We start from the raw sequence: 18,877 nt of genomic DNA, 5'->3' as shown, positions 1-18,877 counted from the left end.
TTTGTGCCGGCAGCTATGCTATTAATTTGGGTATGGTGCCAATTGGCTCCAACGACCCGTCCTCCCGAGGCGGGTTTTTTTGTTATTGCGCCATTCGTGGCAAATGGCCCAGGCGGAATACGATTCCGTTGCGGCCAATCAGCTTTCGTGTCGTTGGAGGATCCTTCTGAATCGACGGTCGCGGAGTTTGACGCACTCCATCGTTCGAGCCTTCGGCCGGTTCACTCAATTCGATCCCGAACTGTCACTTTTTGCTTGGATCGTCCGCCGGGTTGACGTAGGTGATCTTGAATGGCCCCTCGCCATGAACCTGGATAATCGTATCGCTTGTCGTCCAGGCGAAGTGATTCATTCCGGCCGGCGCGACGCCGAAGCCGCCAGCAGTCAGTTCGACACCTTTCGCCTCGTCGAGCTTATCGCCCATTCCAATATGGAAGTTGCCGGAAAGCACCGTTACGTATTCCGTGGTGGGATGATTATGTGCGGCAATTTTGTAGCCGGCGGGTGTCTTCAACCGCAGCACATAGGCGCCGTCCTTTGAGGGATCTCCAGCGACAACAGCCATTTCCGCGCCAGCGGGAATGACAGCAGGAGCAGGACCCCATTTGATGTCTTTGGCGTTCATCGGCATCTCATCGGCAAACAGAGGCGCCGTCCCAACAAGCAGCAGTGCCAGGGCAGAGGCAAGCTTGAGCATGACAATCTCCCAATGTCTGTAGAGGACGGCGTCGAGTATCGGCGCGCCGATCCACTTGCCAATTGGAGTCTATCAGGGCAGAGCGCCCGAACGCATCCTGCGAACGGGGGACGCGCATTCGCGGTAGCCGCGGAAGTTGCCGGTAAAAACATTTCCAGGTGAAACGATTTTGTTTGTATCACTGTAGGTGATCGGCCTCGCTAGCTTCCAGTGCCAGATTTGTCGACGGCAGAAGACGGCTTGACGGCCTTTGGCTGGCGGCTGAAAAGGGCTGGCCTGCGGACGTGGCGGAATTGGTAGACGCAAGGGACTTAAAATCCCTCGATCTCTGATCGTACGGGTTCGATTCCCGTCGTCCGCACCAGATTTGCACAGCATGTGGCACGTCTTCGGGACGAGAATATGGGAGTTTTTATTCTATGCGATTCAGACGCTCCGAAGGACTTACTCAATCTGAGAAGGTTCTGGCAGAGCTGTGCGATCACTCTTTTCTAAAGCTGTGGACCTATCCTAACCTTTTCAAGAAGCCTGCCAAAGAACTGACAGATCTGCTGGTGGTGTTCGGAAGCGACATACTGCTTTTCTCCGACAAATCCTGCGGATACCCCGACACCGGCAACCCGACATTAGATTGGTCACGCTGGTATCGGAAATCCATTTCCGATTCAGCGCATCAGATTGACCAGGCCGAGCGCTAGCTGCGTAGTTATCCGGACCGCGTCTACCTCGACGCTAAATGCACGACACCGCTTCCAATCACACTGCCGTCCTGTGCCGATACGCGTGTTCATCGCATCTGCGTTGCCCTCGGTGCTGGCGAACGGGTACGGATTGACACAGGGAAACGTGGGCTGACCGTAAACCCATCGGTTCAGAACGATGCAGTGCCGTTCACGGTGGGAAAGACTGACAGAGCTCGCGGCTGGGTTCACGTGTTCAATGAGGAGAGCCTCGCAATTGTGCTTCGCGAATTGTCAACGATCTCTGATTTTGTTCACTATCTCAATAGCAAAACGGCGCTCTTCGACCGCAGCCAACTCATCCTAGCCGAGTCCGAACTCGATCTTATGGCGTACTATCTTTGGAACGGTCGAGTGTTTCCGCCCACGGATCGGCCTTTCAGACTCGATCCGAACCTCTGGTCCAAAGTCGAAGCCGATCCTTCTTTCCTTCGCGGGCGCTTAGAGAACCAGGTCAGCTACTTCTGGGATAACCTGATTGAGTATATCACCCGACATTATCTTGAAGAGACGCTTGAGTTTGGCAACGAGATGAAGATGGCGGACCACGAGCTGTTGGTCAGGATAATGGCCGGCGAGACAAGGTTCTTCCGTAGAGTTCTCACAAACAATATTCTCGAACGCGCAGAGGCGGCCCGGACGCACGCAATAGGAAGTCTTCTGGAATCCGGCCAGCCCGACGTCAACTATGTCCTCTATATCGGGCGCGGAGATGGGGGAAATGATCATGCTGCCTATCGAGCGGATCGCGCGTCACACCTGCAAGCCCGGTGCATTGCGGCCAAGGCGCTTAAACCGGAGAAACGTTACATCATTGGCATCGGCCTAGATGCACGCGGGGTAAAAGGATCGTCCGAGGACTTCGTCTTAATCGATACCAAAGACTGGCCTCCGGAGGCCGTCAAGAAAGCCGAGAAGTTGCGGCAGGAACTAGGCTATTTCCTTCCAGGCAAAGCCATCGAGACGCGGCTGCGTGTGGACGAATATCCGGACAGCACGGCGCCTGTCTGAAGCTAGAAAGAGATCGACTTGGCAATCCATCCGTAAAATTCGCGCATTTCTTTCACGGGACGACCGTTATAGCCTCGGAAATCCGCCCTGCGGGGCGACTCAGACGAACGGGTGTTGTGAGATCCCCTCACTTCCCAATCGGGTTCAGCTTTAAATGCTGGATTAAAATAATCGTCTTGGCATCGATGATGCGACCGTCGTGGATGCCGGCCAGCGCCTCGTCGAGCGGCATTTCCAGAACTTCGATGTCCTCGCCTTCGTCGTGGGCGCCGCCGCCGTCGGAAATGCGGTCGGCGGGCGAATAGCGGGCGACGAAGAACCAGAGCCGCTCGGTCACGCTGCCGGGGCTCATATAGGGCGAAAACAGCCGCTGCACGTCCTTCAGCCGATAGCCGAGTTCCTCCTCGGCCTCCTTGCGGATGCAGGTTTCGGGATCGTCTTCGTCGAGCAGGCCGGCGCAGGCCTCGATCAGCGGCTCGCGGTGGCCGGTGACATAGGCCGGGTAGCGGAACTGCCGCACCAGAAGCACCGTCGAGCGGTCGGGATCGAAAGGCAGGATCACCGCGCCGTCGCCGCGATCGTAGGTCTGGCGGGTGTGCGTTTCCCATTTGCCGTCGCGCCGGCGGTAGTCGAAGACGGTCTTTTTCAAAACCGCCCACTCGTCGGAAAGGACTTCCTCAGAGCGGATGCGAATGCGATCTTCCATGGTGGACTCCCTGCTGCCGCGGCAAGGCGTAGCCGCGAACGGCGGTTCGTGCAATCGGGCCACCAATTGGTCCAGAGCACCGGTTCACCGTCTCGTGTCTGGCGCTGGCACAATCGGCTGCATAAATAGCGGCAACCCTTTCCGGAGTTTTTTATGACCTCATCGCTTTTCCAGCCGATCACCCTCGACGGCCTGACCTTCCCCAATCGCATCGCGGTCGCGCCGATGTGCCAGTATTCGGCCGAGGACGGCTCGGCCAGCGATTGGCATCTCTATCACTGGATGAACCTAGCGATGTCGGGCGCCGGCATGGTCACCGTCGAGATGACCGATGTCGAACGGCGCGGCCGCATCTCGCATGGCTGTCTCGGCCTCTATTCCGAGGACAACGAGGCGGCCGCGCGACGCACGCTGGATGCAGCCAAGCGTGTCGCGGCACCGGGCACGAAATTCGGCACGCAGCTTGCCCATGCCGGCCGCAAGGCCTCGAATCGGAAACCCTGGGAGGGCGGCGGCCCGCTGCATGCCGATCAGGATCCGTGGCCGATCGTGTCGGCCTCGGCGATCGCCTACGACACCGGCTGGCAGGTGCCGCGGGCCCTGGAGGACGACGAGATCCTGCAAATCATCGAACGCTTCGCCGAAGCGGCACGGCGGGCCGAGCGCGCCGGCTTCGACTTCATCGAGCTGCATGCCGCGCATGGCTATCTGATCTTCCAGTTCCTGTCGCCGCTCTCCAACCGGCGCACCGACCGCTGGGGCGGCTCGCTGGAAAACCGCATGCGTTTCGCCGTCGAGATCGCCAAGGCGGTGAAGAAGGCGGTGCCGAGACTGATGCTCGGGGCGCGCCTGTCGATCAAGGAATGGGTCGATGGCGGCTTCGAGATCGAGGATGCGATCGAAGTGGCAAAAGCGCTGAAGGAAGCCGGCGTCGCCTATCTCTGCTGCTCGAGCGGCGGCAATTCACTGTTGCAGAAGCTGCCCTCCGGGCCCGGCTACCAGGTACATCTGGCCGAAGCGGTGCGCAAGGCCGTCGGCATCCCGACGCGGGCCGTCGGCCTGATCGACGATCCGAAACAGGCCGAGGCGATCGTCGCCGACGGCCGCGCCGACATGGTGGCGCTGGCGCGCGCCTTCCTCGCCGATCCGCGCTGGGGCTGGCGCGCCGCGGCCACCTTCGGCGAAAAAATCCACCCGGCGCCGCAGCTTGCCCGCTCGGTGACGACGATGCAGCATTGGATGAAAGCGGCGAACTGAAGGGGCGGGTTCTCACCTCACTGGGCAGGTATCACAGCTTCGCATTGATCCACTGCCGGTGTAGAGTGGCCGGGGCCGCGGCTGGGCGCGGCGGGTTGGGGGAGCAGAGACATGCCGTTCAGGGGGAATTCCATTGCGGCTGCTGCCGCGGTGTTGGCCGGGCTGTCGTTCGCCGCACCGACGCCGGCCGAGGCGCAATATTGCGAAGGCACGGTGCACGGCCTTTCCAGGCACTACAATCTGGCGACGGGAAGCGGCTTTCTCGCCGTTCGAGCCCGACCGAACTCGTCGTCGCGCATGATCGGGCAATTATTCAACGGCGACCAAACCGAGATCTTCGACCGCCGAGGAAGCTGGTACAAGGTCGATTTCGGCGGCCGCACCGGCTGGGCGAATGCACGCTGGCTGCGCAACGACTGCGGCTATTGAGCTATTTTCGCCTGAGCTAAAATAGCAGTTGCAACCAAATCGGCCGCTCCGCGTTGGCGGCGATGATGGACAGCAAGCCATTTGAAAAGCCGGTCGTGGTCGAACTCGGCCATGTCGGCAAATATCGGCAGATCCGCAGCGCCCAGGAGGCGGCGGAGTGCCTGATGACGGTCTGGCCACTCAATCGCGGGCCGCGTCATCGTGATGCCCTCGACACTTGCCTAAAAGTGCTGGAAGGTTATCGTTCGACGGCGGATGCGCGCCGGGCACTGATCGAAGCCGCCAGGGAATCGGATGTGCTGGTCACAGACGACAGGCTGCCAGACGACAGACTGGCCGACGATAGGCTGCATTGAGGCAACGGGCTTTCAACCGGAGGGTTTCATGGCGAAACTGACCTACAAGATCGTCGAGCATGACGGAGGCTGGGCCTACAAGGTCGGCTCGACATTCTCCGAAACGTTCCCCACCCATCAGGACGCGTTGCGCGCCGCCGAGATCGCTTCGGCCGAACAGCAGGTCGCCGGCAATACCGACGGCATCCAGTACGAGGACGCCGACGGCAAATGGCACGACGAACTCGCCGACGGCCGCGACCGGCCGCAGACCGAGGTTTCGGATTAGGGTGTGCCGATATCCCAGTGATGCCGGCGTGCTTTACAGGTCGGTTTGGTAGCGCTACCGTCTCACATCGCGCGTGACCGGGGAGGAGCCTGGGCGCTGTCGCGGGCCAGGCAGGAAAGCGGTTTCCTTCGAAGTCGGTGCAGGAATCAATCGGGAGGAGATCGATGGCGTCTGTCGCAATCGGCGATGTCTACAAATCATTTGGGACCGTCGAGGTCCTGCACGGGGTCAGCGTCGATATAAACGACGGCGAGTTCGTCACGCTGGTCGGTCCTTCGGGTTGCGGAAAGTCGACCCTGCTCAGGATGATCGCCGGCCTGGAAAAGATCTCGCGCGGCCAGATCGCGATCGGCAAACGTGTCGTCAACAACGTTGCGCCAAAGGAGCGCGACGTCGCCATGGTCTTCCAGAACTATGCGCTCTACCCACATATGACGGTCGCCGAGAACATGGCGTTCTCGCTGATGCTCAAGGGCGTTCCCAAGACAGAGAGCGATGCCGGCGTGCGGCGCGCGGCCGAAATCCTGGGACTGGTGCCGCTGCTCGACCGCTATCCGCGCCAGCTTTCCGGCGGGCAGCGCCAGCGCGTTGCCATGGGCCGGGCGATCGTGCGCGATCCGCAGGTTTTCCTGTTCGACGAGCCGCTATCCAATCTCGATGCCAAGCTCCGGGTGCAGATGCGCGCCGAGATCAAGGAACTGCACCAGCGCCTGAAGACGACGACGGTCTACGTCACCCACGACCAGATCGAGGCGATGACCATGGCCGACAAGATCGTCGTCATGCATGACGGCATCGTCGAACAGATCGGGCCGCCGCTCGAACTCTACGACCGGCCGAACAACCTCTTTGTCGCCAGCTTTATCGGCTCGCCCGCCATGAATATGCTCAGGGGCGAGATCGTAAGCGACGGCTCGCCGTCGTTTCGCGGCGCCGGAGGGATTTCGGTCCCGTTGGCCTCGGCACTTTCCATCGGCAATGGTGAGCCGGTCGTGCTGGGGATACGGCCCGAGCATTTACGGCTGTCCGACCATCAGGGCATCCCGGTCACCGTCGTGGTGGTCGAGCCGACAGGGTCCGAAGTGCAGCTCATCGGCCGCACCGCCGGCGGCGAGGAGATCGTCGCAAACTTCCGGGAACGCCATTCCTTCACGCCGGGCGAAACCATCCGGCTTACGGCCGAGCCTGGCCTCATCCATCTCTTTCACGGCAAAACCGGACAGCGGTTCGAAACACCCATCGGGCAGTAGGACGGCAAGGACAATAAGCAGGAGGAAGCGAGCATGAAATTCACCAGACGTGACGTGATCCGCACCACCGCCGGCGTTGCGGCGGGAGCCTTGGGAAGCCGGCTCATCGGCTCTCCCGCCTTTGCCCAGGAGGGGTTGAAATACAAGCCCGAGGACGGCGCCAAGCTCAGGCTGTTGCGCTGGTCGCCTTTCGTGCAGGGCGACGAGGATCAATGGCTGGCCAACACCAAGCGCTTTACCGAAGCGACCGGTGTCGAGGTCCGCGTCGACAAGGAAAGCTGGGAGGACATCCGCCCCAAGGCGGCGGTCGCCGCCAATGTCGGCTCCGGTCCGGACCTGATGTTCGTCTGGTTCGACGACCCGCACCAATATCCCGACAAGCTGCACGACGTGACGGAACTGGGCGAATATCTCGGCTCGAAATATGGCGGCTGGCACGATGGACCGCACCAATATGCGACACGGCAAGGCAAATTCCTCGGCCTGCCGCTGGCGACAATCGGCAATGCCATCGTCTATCGCGAAAGCTGGGTGAAGGAGGCCGGCTTCTCCGAATTTCCGAAGGACACGGCAGGCTTGCTCGAGCTTTGCAAGGCATTGCAGGCAAAGGGGCACCCGGCCGGCTTCACGCATGGCCACGGCGTAGGCGACGGCAACAACTACGCCCACTGGCTGCTGTGGAGCCATGGCGGCCAGATGGTCGACGAGAGCGGCAAGGTGACGATCAATAGCCCCGAGACGCTCAAGGCGATCGAATACGCGCAGCAACTCTACAAGACTTTCATTCCGGGTACCGAAAGCTGGCTCGACGTCAACAACAACCGCGCCTTCCTGGCCGGGGAATTGAGCGTCATCGCCAACGGCATTTCGGCCTACAACACCGCCAAGATCAACAAGGACAAGGATCCGAAACTGGCCGAGATGGTCAAGGACATCCGCACCACCAACCTGCCGATCGGCCCGGTCGGAAAATCCGTCGAGCTGTTCCAGGTGACCACGGCCGTGATCTTCGACTACACGCCCTACCCCAACGCCGCCAAGGCCTACCTGCAGTTCATGTTCGAGGATCCGCAAATGTCGCAGTGGATCACGTCGTCGGCAGGCTATTGCTGCCAGACGCTCAAAGCCTTCGACAACAACCCGGTATGGACGGCCGATCCGAACAATGCCGCCTACGCCAAGGCCTCGGCGACGCTGCGGCCCAACGGCTATGCCGGCCCGCTTGGCTATGCCTCGGCAGCGACCATGGCCGACTATGTGCTGGTCGACATGTTCGCCAAGGCGGTGACCGGCCAGGCGACGCCGCAAGAAGCGATGGAAGAAGCCGAGAAGCGCGCAAACCGCTACTATCGCGTTTGAGCCGGATTCAGCCGGGCAGCCATGCTGCCCGGCTGGCTTTGGACTGCGTCGCGGCCGCCCGCCGATCAATGAGACCTTAGAGGAGCCGACCCATGGCCGTGACCTCCGCTGCCGCCCAGCCACGCCGGTCGACGCTGTCGCGCATTCTAGCGTTCGTGTCCGAAAGTCATAACGCGCTGGGCTTCGGCTTCATGCTGCCGGCGGCGGCGCTGCTGCTGGTCTTCCTGACCTATCCGCTCGGGCTCGGCGTCTGGCTCGGCTTCACCGATGCCCGCATCGGCCGCCCCGGCATCTTCATCGGCTTCGAGAACTATGAATATCTGTGGGATGACGCGGTCTTCTGGCTCTCCGTCTTCAACACCTTGCTCTACACGATCAGCGCCTCGATCCTGAAGTTTGCGCTCGGCCTGTGGCTGGCGCTTATCCTCAACCAGAACCTGCCGTTCAAGTCGTTCTTCCGCGCGATCGTCCTGCTGCCCTGGGTGGTGCCGACGGTGCTGTCGGCGATCGCCTTCTGGTGGATCTACGATTCGCAATTCTCGATCCTGTCCTGGGCGCTTATGGAAATGGGCCTGATCGACCACCGCATCAACTTCCTCGGCGATCCCGAGAATGCGCGGGCTTCGGTCATCGCCGCCAATGTCTGGCGCGGCATTCCTTTCGTGGCGATCACGCTGCTTGCCGGCCTGCAGACGATTCCGCAGTCGCTCTACGAGGCCGCCACGCTCGACGGCGCCAGCCGCTGGCAATTGTTCCGCTATGTGACGCTGCCGCTGCTGACGCCGATCATCGCCATCACCATGACGTTTTCGGTGCTGTTCACCTTCACCGATTTCCAGCTGATCTATGTGCTGACGCGCGGCGGGCCGGTGAACGCCACGCATCTGATGGCGACGCTGTCGTTCCAGCGCGGCATTTCCGGAGGCCAGCTTGGCGAAGGCGCCGCGATCGCAGTTGCCATGATCCCGTTCCTGCTGGCGGCGATCCTGTTCAGCTATTTTGGCCTGCAGCGTCGCAAATGGCAGCAGGGCGGCGGAGATTGACATGACCGCGATCGAAACGAGCAAACGCCCGGAACTCGACGAAGGCGGCATGGGCTACCTGCAGAGTTTGCCGCGCCGCGTGGTGACGGTCTACCTGCCGTTGCTGATCTTCGTCATCGTGCTGTTGTTTCCGTTCTACTGGATGACGATCACGGCGGTTAAGCCCAACCTCGAGATGACCGACTACGCCAATTTCAATCCGTTCTGGGTGGTGCATCCGACGCTCGAGCATATCCGCTACCTGCTCTTCGAGACATCCTATCCGGGCTGGCTGCTCAACACGATCATCATCTCGACCGCCGCCACGTTCCTGTCGCTGCTGGCTGCGGTGTTCGCTGCCTATGCGATCGAACGCTTGAGGTTCTCCGGGGCGCGGCAGGTCGGCCTCGCGGTGTTCCTCGCCTATCTCGTGCCGCCCTCGATCCTGTTCATTCCGCTGTCTGTGATGGTGTTCAACCTTGGACTTTACGACACGCCATTCGCGCTCATCCTCACCTATCCGACCTTCCTGATCCCGTTCTGCACATGGCTGCTGATGGGTTATTTCCGCTCGATCCCGTTCGAGCTGGAGGAATGCGCGCTGATCGACGGGGCGAGCCGTTGGCAGATCCTCACCAAGATCGTGCTGCCGCTATCGGTGCCGGGCCTGATTTCCGCCGGCATCTTCGCATTCACGCTGTCATGGAACGAGTTCATCTACGCCTTGACCTTCATCCAGTCGTCCGAAAACAAGACTGTGCCGGTCGGCGTGCTCACCGAGCTGGTGCGCTCGGACGTCTATGAATGGGGGGCGCTGATGGCGGGAGCGCTGATCGGCTCGCTGCCGGTCGTGGTGCTCTATTCGTTCTTTGTCGAGCACTATGTTTCCTCGATGACCGGAGCCGTGAAGGAATAGCCAGCATCGCGATTGGGTTCGGAGGTATTCCCGGCGGCCAGGAATGCCTGGGGTAGGCACCCTGCCGGCCGAGACCGCGTTCCGGGAGGGTGTCAGCTGCTGGTGTCGGACTTCGGCGCAAATGCGCGGTCGGCAATGCGTTCGATGAAAGCGACGACCCGTTCCGGCTCGACGAATTGCGGCATGTGGCCAAGCCCCTCGACAGGCTCGAAATGCAGCCCCCTGATCTTTTCCATCACCGGCCAGCCATGGATATCGATGCCCAGCACGCGGTCGGAAGCACCAAACAGAATGCCGGCCGGCATGGTGATCTCGCGATAGCGTTGCTCGATGCGGCCAAGGTCGTGCTCGATGGCCACGACATCGGTCGACGTTGCATAGAAATGGCTTGGCCTCAGCCCGCACCAGCCGCCGCCCTCGACCATATAGTCGGCCGGCGCCGTCTGCGGCGCGAAAATGAAGGCAAGCGTCGCTTCGGCATATTTGAGAGCCGCCGGGATCGCCACCGCATGAGCCATGATCCGGCGCCGCAGCGGCGACTTAATGTACAGCGGGCCGAACTTCTCGCGCGCGTCCGGCTCCAGATGGGTCAGCGGTGCCAGCAAGGCGATGCCGGAAATCGCCTCTGGATGCTCGATAGCCAGCGTCAGCGCGATGGCGCCACCCAGCGAATGACCGACGACCAGAGGCTTTTCCAGCCCAAGCGCGTCGATAAAATGCCGCACGATCTCGGCCTGCTCGGGCAGCCGTCCGCTGGCGGCCCTGGCCCGCACCGAATAGCCGGAGCCCGGACGGTCGAGCGCGATCAGCCGATAGTTCGGGCCGAACCGTCCGAACAGCGTGTGGCCGAATTGATGAAGCTGCGCGCCGAGGCCGTGCAGGAAGACGATCGGCCGCCCCTCGCCCGTCTCGACATAATGGATGCGGTTGCCGTCGATCTCGATGAATTTGCCACTGGCCGGCACCAGCCTTTCGGCCTCCGCCGCGATCCGCAGCGTCGCCAGCATCGGATAGGCTGCCACGACGAGCGCCAGCAGAAACAGCGCGCCGGGTAGCCATAGCAGAATCGATGCCGGCATGTCTTGCTCAGGGCTCCAAACCGGCACGCAGCATCACCCGCCGACGGGTGCACTGCAAGGGAGGTGGCGCAGGTACATCCGTCGTTTGGCGGCATTGCCGCCGGCCGTTTGCCGCGCTATCTCAGGCGACCCGTTTGCCGGAGCCAGTCATGACCGAAATCGTCACCGCCGCCATGCTCGTCATCGGCGACGAGATTCTGTCCAGCCGCACCAAGGACAAGAACATCGGCCACCTCGCCGACATCATGACGGCGATCGGCATCGACCTGAAGGAAATGCGCATCGTTGCGGACGAGGAAGACGAGATCGTCGCTGCGGTGAATGCGCTGCGCACCCGCTATACTTATGTCTTCACCACCGGCGGCATCGGCCCGACGCATGACGACATCACCGCCGATTCGGTTGCCAAGGCCTTTGGCGTGCCATGCGAATACGACGCCAAGGCCTACGCCCTGCTGGAGGCAAGCTACGCCGCCCGCGGCATCGAATACACCGAAGCGCGCAAGCGCATGGCGCGGATGCCGCGCGGGGCAGACCACATCGATAATCCAGTGTCGGTTGCGCCGGGCTTTCGCATTGGCAACGTCCATGTCATGGCCGGCGTGCCGGCGATTTTCCAGGCGATGCTCGACAATGTCGTGCCGACATTGCGGGCCGGCACCAAAATGCTGTCGGCAACCGTGGAATGCCCGTTCGGCGAAGGCCTGATCGGCGGGCCGCTGGGCGACATCCAGAAGGCGCATCCGGACACGATCATCGGCTCCTACCCGAAATATGGCGATGGCAAATTCTGGACGGAACTGGTGGTGCGCGCCCGCAGCCAGCAGGCGCTGGACTCCGCACGCGCCGACGTAGAGGCTATGGTGGCGGGCTTGATCAAGGCAAGCCGAGTGGGCTGATCGGCCGGCCTGACGGAACCAGCATCGCGCAGTGACGTTTGTCACGAGTGGGATCGCCGCAAGAAGTGAGGGACTGCCATGCGCTTCAAGACCATCGTCGCCATATTGCAGAATGAACAGGATGCCGAGCGCGTCCTCGACTGCGCGATCCCGCTGGCCAGCCGATTCCAGAGCCATCTGATCGGCATCCATGCCGAGGCGCTGCCCGTGCCCTACACCTCTGCCACCGGCTTTCCGGACACCGAGTTCCTGCAGGTTTCCGCCGATATGAACCGGGAGCGCGCCGAGAAGTTGCAGGCCGCCTTTCACAAGCGCATCGAGAATTCCGGCCTGTCGTTCGAGTGGCGCAGCCTCGAGAGTTTTTCCGGCGACAGTGCGCTGACCGGCATCTCGACCGTTCGCACCGCGGACCTGATCATCGCCGCCCAGCGCGAATCGGGCAGCGACCCGAGCGCCGACGTCGACACGCTGGTCTACGATGCCGGCCGGCCGGTGCTGGTGGTGCCGCATTCGGGTCCGCTCGTCACCAGCTTCAAGCACGTGCTGCTCGCCTGGAACGGCAGCAAGGAAGCCGCGCGCGCGGCCTTCGATGCCCTGCCCTTCATTATCGAGGCCGAAAAGACGGACATCGTCGTCATCGACCCGCCCGATACGCTCGACGAGGCGCCGGAAACAGCCGGCGCCGAGATCGCCGCCTCGCTGTCCAGGCATGGCGCGACCGTCAGTGTCTCGGTGCTGAGGTCCGGCGGCGCCTCGGTCGACGACATCATCCAGACCAGGGTCGCCGAGTCGGGTGCGGACCTGCTCGTGCTCGGCGCCTACAGCCATTCCTGGCTGCGCCAGCTGCTGTTCGGCGGGGTGACGCGAACGGTGCTGCGCACCGCACCCGTGGCGGCCTTTCTGTCGCGGTAGGTTCACAGGGATAGCTGGCAGGACAATAGCTTTGCCGCGCCCTTGCCAAAGCCAAGCCTTTCCAGTTAATTCCGCGCGCATTCCATAGTGTCTGCGCGCGATGCGCGCTTTGCGGAGTGCGCGAAAGATGTCCCTGCCCGAAAAAGCCTTCCCGGTCTCCTGGGACCAGTTCCACCGCGATGCGCGCGCGCTCGCCTGGCGGCTTGCCGGCGCCAACAAGGGGCAATGGAAGGCGATCGTCTGCATCACGCGCGGCGGCCTGGTTCCGGCCGCCATCATTTCGCGCGAGCTTGGCATCCGCATCATCGAGACGGTCTGCGTCGCCTCCTACCACGATTATACCAGCCAGGGGCAATTGCAGGTGCTGAAGGAGGTCACGCCGGCGCTGCTCGCCGATGACGGGGCCGGCGTGCTGATCATCGACGACCTCACCGACACCGGCAAGACGGCGGGCATAGTGCGCGCGATGATGCCCAAGGCGCATTTCGCCACCGTCTATGCCAAGCCGAAAGGCAGGCCGATGGTCGACACTTTCGTCACCGAGGTCAGCCAGGACACCTGGATCTATTTCCCCTGGGACATGGGCTTCACCTACCAGAAGCCGATCGCCGACGACCACGCCGGCTGATTCGCGGCAACGCCGCTTGATGCACCGAGTCCGCCCAGGGGACCTCCGCACACCGATAAAGGCGTGGCGCGACGCTGCTGCAGTCGCGCCATTGGGCTGAGATCGGCGCAGATTGACGGAATCTGGCCGATCCGTGAAACATTTTTTACTTTCATTGCTTATAATTAGCCGTAAGATTCGTGAGACGGCAAATAATTCTGGAAGCTGGGGCAAGCTTCTCCGATGTTGACGAGGCCAACGACGCACAACCATAAGGCCGAAAGGGTCCGGCGACTCTTCGGCGCGGTGCCGTCCCGCCTGCAGGTTGCAGCCCTGCCCTGGCGCGATAGCGGCGACGGCGTCGAAATCATGCTGATCACCAGCCGCGATACCGGCCGCTGGGTGCTTCCCAAGGGCTGGCCGGAAGCGAAGGAGCCGCTTTGCGAAGCGGCGGCACGCGAAGCCGGCGAGGAGGCCGGCCTGAGCGGCACAATCTCGCATCACGAGGCCGGCCGCTATTTCTATGCCAAGCTGCTGGCTACCGGCGAGGAAGTGCCGTGCGAGGTCCTGGTGTTCCCGCTGCAGGTCGACAAGGTCGCCGACCGGTGGAAGGAAAAGCGGGCACGCAGCCGCAAATGGGTCAGCGCCGCCGAGGCTGTGCGCATGGTCAACGAACCCGACCTCAGCCAGATCATCGCCCATTTCTGCGCGGATCCGCATCGGTTCTCCTGAGTCTCAGTCGCGCATAGCCTATCGCTGAGGTGCTGTGGAACGTCGTTGCCGAAGCGCCTCCACCCAGAGCCGACCCTTCCTTGCGCTCCGCTTCTATCCCCGTTATCCACATGCGTGACACACAAGATGTGGGGGTCATAAAAGCTACGCAAACGAATCCTTGACGCCGCAAAACGAGTCGCCTTTTATAGGCCATGCGCTCCTGTTGAGAGTGTGACCGGAAAAGTTTCGAGGCCGGTCTTTTTCCCGGAATATGTGCGTTTTGAGCCGCATTCCCGCCTGTTTACGAGGCCGGCGAAGGCGTGGGATTTTGAAGCCTTGGGTGGCGAAAGGGGAGGATTGTCGGACTTGAATAAATTGTCTGTTAATACTATATTTAGTGTTTGCAGGTAGGTTCGACGCTAGATAATGTAAATTTCCCTCGATCGAGGGCGTTACAAAAAGTTTTCAGTTTTGAGGGATCCACAGGGTCCGTGAGCGCGTTGGACAGCGGCCTCGCGAGAGGTTTGACCGGCAGGGCGGCGGAGACTGTGAAGATGAGAGCCGGCGGGTTTCGAACGCCGGCAGACGGCGGACATGCGCGTTTCGTCAAGAGGGCAGAAATCCTCTGGGAAAAGCGCTATATGTAGACAAAAGGGACCGGACCAATGCGCATCGAGCGTCGTTTCACCAAGCCAGGGCAATCAGCTTACGCGGAGATCGAATTCCGCAAGGCGCTTTCCGAGATCAAGAATCCGGATGGCTCGGTGGTGTTCCGCTTGGACAACATCGACGTGCCGGCGCAGTTCTCCCAGGTTGCCGCCGATATCCTGGCGCAGAAATATTTCCGCAAGGCGGGTGTTCCCGCACGGCTGAAGAAGGTCGAAGAGACGCAAGTCCCCTCCTTCCTGTGGCGCTCCGTCGCCGACGAGGCTGAACTGGCCAAGCTGCCGGAAGCCGAGCGCTACGGTTCCGAGATCGACGCCCGCCAGGTCTTCGACCGGCTTGCCGGTACCTGGACCTATTGGGGCTGGAAGGGCGGCTACTTCAAGTCGGAGGAAGACGCGAGCGCCTTCCGCGACGAGCTCGCCTATATGCTGGCCACCCAGCGCGTCGCGCCGAACTCGCCGCAATGGTTCAACACCGGCCTGCACTGGGCCTATGGCATCGACGGTCCGAGCCAGGGCCATTTCTATGTCGACCCGTTCACCGGCAAGCTGACCAAGTCGAAGTCTTCCTACGAGCATCCGCAGCCGCATGCCTGCTTCATCCAGGGCGTGCAGGACGACCTCGTCAACGAGGGCGGCATCATGGACCTGTGGGTGCGTGAGGCGCGGCTGTTCAAATACGGCTCCGGCACCGGCTCCAACTTCTCGTTCCTGCGCGGCGAAGGCGAAAAGCTGTCGGGCGGCGGTCGTTCGTCGGGGCTGATGAGCTTCCTCAAGATCGGCGACCGCGCCGCGGGCGCCATCAAGTCGGGGGGCACGACACGCCGCGCCGCGAAAATGGTCATCGTCGACGCCGATCATCCCGATATCGAGGAATTCATCGACTGGAAGGTCAATGAGGAGCAGAAGGTCGCCTCGCTGGTCACCGGCTCGAAGATCGTCAAGAAGCGTCTCGAAGCGATCATGAAGGCCTGCATCAACTGCGAAGGCAATGGCGACGATTGCTTCGACCCGGCGGTCAACACCGCACTGAAGCGCGAGATCAAGGCGGCCAAGAAGGACGCGGTGCCGGAGAACTACATCTACCGCGTCATCCAGTTTGCAAAGCAGGGCTACACCTCGATGTCGTTCAAGACCTACGACACCGACTGGGATTCGGACGCCTATCTCACGGTTTCCGGCCAGAATTCCAACAATTCGGTGTCGCTGAAGGACGATTTCCTGCGCGCCGTCGAGCAGGACGGCGACTGGCATCTCACCGCCCGCAAGGACGGCAAGGTGCTGAAGACGCTGAAGGCGCGCGATCTCTGGGAAAAGATCGGCTATGCCGCCTGGGCATCGGCCGATCCGGGCCTGCATTTCAACACGACGATGAACGACTGGCACACCTGCGCCTCGGCCGGTGCGATCCGGGCGTCCAACCCGTGCTCGGAATACATGTTCCTCGACGACACCGCCTGCAACCTGGCCTCGATCAACCTTCTGCCCTATCGCAACGCCGACGGCACCATCGACATCGCTGCCTACGAGCACACAGTGCGGCTGTGGACCATGGTGCTGGAAATCTCCGTCATGATGGCGCAGTTCCCGTCGAAGGAGATCGCCAAGCTTTCCTACGAGTACCGCACGCTCGGCCTCGGCTACGCCAATATCGGCGGCCTGCTGATGACCTCGGGCATTCCCTATGATTCCGACGAGGGCCGCGCCATCTGTGCCGCCCTCACCGCGATCATGACCGGCACGGCCTATGCAACTTCGGCCGAAATGGCCGCCGAGCTCGGCGCGTTCCCCGACTACGACCGCAACGCGCAGAACATGCTGCGCGTCATGCGCAACCACCGCCGCGCGGCCTATGGCGAAAGGGACGGCTACGAGAAGCTAGCCGTCAACCCGGTGCCGCTGGTCGCCTCGGATCTCAGGCAGCAGGAGCTTGCCGACCATGCCAAGGCCGCCTGGGACCGCGCCATCGAGCTCGGCGAGGAGCATGGCTACCGCAACGCACAGGCAACGGTGATCGCACCGACCGGCACGATCGGCCTGGTGATGGATTGCGACACCACCGGCATCGAGCCCGACTTCGCGCTGGTAAAATTCAAGAAGCTGGCCGGCGGCGGCTATTTCAAGATCATCAACCGCGCCGTTCCGGAAGCGCTGCGCACGCTCGGCTATTCCGAGAGCCAGATCGCCGAGATCGAGGCCTATGCCGTCGGCCACGGCAATCTCAACCAGGCGCCGGGCATCAATCCCGGCTCGCTCAAGGCAAAAGGCTTTACCGACGAAAAGATCGCAGCGCTCAATGCGGCGCTGAAGTCGGCCTTCGACATCAAGTTCGTCTTCAACCAGTGGACGCTGGGCGCCGACTGGGTGAAGGAGACGTTCGGCTTCACCGACGAGCAGCTCAATGATTTCTCGTTCGAGATGCTGCCGGCGCTGGGCTTTTCGAAGAAGGACATCGAGGCCGCCAACATCCATGTCTGCGGGGCGATGACGCTGGAAGGCGCGCCGTTCCTGAAGGCCGAACACCTGCCGGTGTTCGACTGCGCCAGCCCGTGCGGCAAGATCGGCAAGCGTTCGCTGTCGATCAACAGCCACATCATGATGATGGCGGCGGCGCAGCCCTTCATCTCCGGCGCCATCTCCAAGACCATCAACATGCCGAACGACGCGACGGTGGAAGACGCCAAGGGCGCCTACATGCTGTCGTGGAAGCTGGCGCTGAAGGCCAACGCGCTCTATCGCGACGGCTCGAAGCTGTCGCAGCCGCTCAACGCCTCGTTGCTTGCCGACGTCGAAGACGACGAGGACGAAGCCATCGAGCAGCTGATCGCGGCGCCGGCCGCACAGCGCGCCGTGCAGGTGACCGAGAAGATCGTCGAGCGCGTCGTCGAGCGTCTCTACCGCGACCGCGAGAAACTGCCGAACCGCCGCAAGGGCTATACCCAGAAGGCGGTCGTCGGCGGCCACAAGGTCTATCTGCGCACTGGCGAGTTTGATGACGGCCGTATCGGCGAGATCTTCATCGACATGCACAAGGAAGGTGCGGCCTTCCGGGCGATGATGAACAACTTCGCTATCGCCATCTCGCTCGGCCTGCAATATGGCGTGCCGCTCGACGAATATGTCGAGGCCTTCACCTTCACCAAGTTCGAGCCGGCCGGCATGGTGCAGGGCAACGACGCCATCAAGAACGCCACGTCGATCCTCGACTACGTGTTCCGCGAACTGGCTGTCTCCTATCTCGGCCGCCACGATCTCGCCCATGTCGACCAGTCGGATTTCGACAAGACGGCACTCGGACGCGGCATCAATGAAGGCAAGGCGACGCCCTTCTCCAAGGGCCTGACCCGCGGCGCCTCGCCGGTCAAGCTGGTGTCGGGCATGGGCGCCGAGCCGAAAGGCTTTGCGGGTTCCGGTTCCGGAACTCCAGCCCGTACCGCCCCGACCGCTTTCTCCGGCTCCAACGTGCTGACGCTAAAACCGGCAAGCGACGAAGCCGTCGCCTACAAGCGCGACTACGAGGAGCGCGCCAGGGAACTGGTCGAGGACATCGTCTACGCGGAAGCCTCCGACCCGACGGAGCTGTTCACCGACGAGGCCGCGAAAGAAGCAGCCGAAGCCAAAGCGCTCGCCGCCAACCGGCGCCAGCAATCGCTGATGCAGGGCTACACCGGCAACGAATGCTCGGAATGCCATAACTTCACGATGGTGCGGAACGGGACTTGCGAGAAGTGCGATACTTGCGGGGCCACGAGCGGGTGTAGCTGAGGAGCTGAGGTCGCGCCCTCCCTTCTCCCCTTGTGGGAGAAGGTGGCCGAGCGAAGCTCGGTCGGATGAGGGGTGCTCCAGCTTGGCACCGGCGGCGCTCCGTCCAACACCCCTCAACCGTCTCGGCGCTCCGCGCCGAGCCACCTTCTCCCACAGGGGGAGAAGGGAAGAGCGCGCGATTACCGCCAAGGCTGCAAACTGTCATCGCGGACGTAAGCGATGATG

The 18,877-nt window shown here is 62.0% G+C and carries 18 protein-coding genes and 1 tRNA gene; 16 read left to right on the top strand and 3 right to left on the bottom strand.

Features of this window, described 5'->3' with window-relative positions; translation table 11 throughout:
• Nucleotides 1-244: 244 nt before the first annotated feature.
• Nucleotides 245-697: a cupin domain-containing protein gene (locus NKJ32_RS26125; RefSeq protein ID WP_352570883.1), complete on the bottom strand. Its 453-nt coding sequence runs from the start codon at nt 695-697 to the stop codon at nt 245-247.
• A 278-nt stretch (nt 698-975) separates the two neighbouring features.
• On the opposite strand from NKJ32_RS26125, the gene NKJ32_RS26120 reads away from it, so the two are divergent.
• The 3 genes from NKJ32_RS26120 to NKJ32_RS26110 all read left to right on the top strand — a co-directional run bounded on the left by NKJ32_RS26120 (nt 976) and on the right by NKJ32_RS26110 (nt 2,448).
• Nucleotides 976-1,061, top strand: a tRNA-Leu gene (locus NKJ32_RS26120).
• A 55-nt stretch (nt 1,062-1,116) separates the two neighbouring features.
• A complete protein-coding gene (locus NKJ32_RS26115; protein ID WP_352829273.1) occupies nt 1,117-1,395 on the top strand; it encodes a hypothetical protein in 279 nt (92 codons plus the stop codon).
• A 261-nt stretch (nt 1,396-1,656) separates the two neighbouring features.
• A complete protein-coding gene (locus NKJ32_RS26110) occupies nt 1,657-2,448 on the top strand; it encodes a hypothetical protein (RefSeq protein ID WP_352829272.1) in 792 nt (263 codons plus the stop codon).
• A gap of 127 nt (nt 2,449-2,575) precedes the next feature.
• On the opposite strand, the gene NKJ32_RS26105 is transcribed toward NKJ32_RS26110, so the two are convergent.
• Entirely contained in the window at nt 2,576-3,154 is a 579-nt protein-coding gene (locus NKJ32_RS26105) for an NUDIX domain-containing protein (protein WP_352829270.1), read from the bottom strand.
• A gap of 153 nt (nt 3,155-3,307) precedes the next feature.
• Between NKJ32_RS26105 and NKJ32_RS26100 the strand changes: the two genes are divergently transcribed.
• The 8 genes from NKJ32_RS26100 (at nt 3,308) to NKJ32_RS26065 (ending at nt 10,011) form a co-directional block, all read left to right on the top strand.
• A complete protein-coding gene (locus NKJ32_RS26100) occupies nt 3,308-4,411 on the top strand; it encodes an NADH:flavin oxidoreductase/NADH oxidase (RefSeq protein WP_352829268.1) in 1,104 nt (367 codons plus the stop codon).
• A gap of 111 nt (nt 4,412-4,522) precedes the next feature.
• Nucleotides 4,523-4,840 carry an SH3 domain-containing protein gene (locus tag NKJ32_RS26095; protein WP_352829266.1) on the top strand — a complete coding sequence of 106 codons (318 nt, stop codon included), beginning with the start codon at nt 4,523-4,525 and terminating at the stop codon, nt 4,838-4,840.
• A 62-nt stretch (nt 4,841-4,902) separates the two neighbouring features.
• Nucleotides 4,903-5,196 carry a DUF982 domain-containing protein gene (locus tag NKJ32_RS26090; RefSeq protein ID WP_031211240.1) on the top strand — a complete coding sequence of 98 codons (294 nt, stop codon included), beginning with the start codon at nt 4,903-4,905 and terminating at the stop codon, nt 5,194-5,196.
• 28 nt (nt 5,197-5,224) lie between these two features.
• Nucleotides 5,225-5,464 carry a DUF2188 domain-containing protein gene (locus NKJ32_RS26085; protein ID WP_023674770.1) on the top strand — a complete coding sequence of 80 codons (240 nt, stop codon included), beginning with the start codon at nt 5,225-5,227 and terminating at the stop codon, nt 5,462-5,464.
• 164 nt (nt 5,465-5,628) lie between these two features.
• Nucleotides 5,629-6,714, top strand: a complete 1,086-nt coding sequence (locus NKJ32_RS26080) for an ABC transporter ATP-binding protein (protein WP_352646781.1) — start codon at nt 5,629-5,631, stop codon at nt 6,712-6,714.
• A 33-nt stretch (nt 6,715-6,747) separates the two neighbouring features.
• Complete coding sequence (locus NKJ32_RS26075) at nt 6,748-8,073, top strand: ABC transporter substrate-binding protein (RefSeq protein ID WP_352829264.1); 1,326 nt, start codon at nt 6,748-6,750, stop codon at nt 8,071-8,073.
• Between the two features lie 191 nt (nt 8,074-8,264).
• Nucleotides 8,265-9,116, top strand: coding sequence for a carbohydrate ABC transporter permease (locus NKJ32_RS26070; RefSeq protein WP_502896011.1), 852 nt, complete (start codon nt 8,265-8,267; stop codon nt 9,114-9,116).
• A gap of 1 nt (nt 9,117) precedes the next feature.
• Nucleotides 9,118-10,011 (top strand): carbohydrate ABC transporter permease, encoded by an 894-nt coding sequence (locus tag NKJ32_RS26065; protein WP_023674766.1) that lies wholly within the window; start codon nt 9,118-9,120, stop codon nt 10,009-10,011.
• Nucleotides 10,012-10,103: 92 nt separating this feature from the next.
• Here the strand turns inward: NKJ32_RS26065 and NKJ32_RS26060 are convergent, their stop codons facing one another.
• The gene (locus NKJ32_RS26060; protein ID WP_352829260.1) at nt 10,104-11,090 is read right to left on the bottom strand and encodes an alpha/beta fold hydrolase; all 987 of its coding nucleotides are present in this window, start codon (nt 11,088-11,090) and stop codon (nt 10,104-10,106) included.
• Nucleotides 11,091-11,239: 149 nt separating this feature from the next.
• Between NKJ32_RS26060 and NKJ32_RS26055 the strand changes: the two genes are divergently transcribed.
• From NKJ32_RS26055 to NKJ32_RS26035, 5 genes are all read left to right on the top strand, one after another.
• Nucleotides 11,240-11,989, top strand: coding sequence for a competence/damage-inducible protein A (locus NKJ32_RS26055; protein ID WP_352829258.1), 750 nt, complete (start codon nt 11,240-11,242; stop codon nt 11,987-11,989).
• A 78-nt stretch (nt 11,990-12,067) separates the two neighbouring features.
• Nucleotides 12,068-12,901: a universal stress protein gene (locus NKJ32_RS26050; RefSeq protein ID WP_352458593.1), complete on the top strand. Its 834-nt coding sequence runs from the start codon at nt 12,068-12,070 to the stop codon at nt 12,899-12,901.
• Nucleotides 12,902-13,028: 127 nt separating this feature from the next.
• A complete protein-coding gene (gene gpt, locus NKJ32_RS26045; RefSeq protein WP_023674762.1) occupies nt 13,029-13,529 on the top strand; it encodes a xanthine phosphoribosyltransferase in 501 nt (166 codons plus the stop codon).
• Nucleotides 13,530-13,751: 222 nt separating this feature from the next.
• The gene (locus tag NKJ32_RS26040) at nt 13,752-14,240 is read left to right on the top strand and encodes an NUDIX hydrolase (RefSeq protein WP_352748196.1); all 489 of its coding nucleotides are present in this window, start codon (nt 13,752-13,754) and stop codon (nt 14,238-14,240) included.
• A gap of 647 nt (nt 14,241-14,887) precedes the next feature.
• Nucleotides 14,888-18,652 (top strand): vitamin B12-dependent ribonucleotide reductase, encoded by a 3,765-nt coding sequence (locus NKJ32_RS26035; protein ID WP_352683418.1) that lies wholly within the window; start codon nt 14,888-14,890, stop codon nt 18,650-18,652.
• The last annotated feature ends 225 nt before the right edge of the window (nt 18,653-18,877 follow it).

The sequence above is a fragment of the Mesorhizobium sp. M0159 genome (genome assembly GCF_040322295.1).
GTDB lineage: Bacteria > Pseudomonadota > Alphaproteobacteria > Rhizobiales > Rhizobiaceae > Mesorhizobium.
The sequence above is the reverse complement of the archived record's forward strand: the minus strand, read 5'-3'. Positions and strand labels throughout refer to the sequence as shown.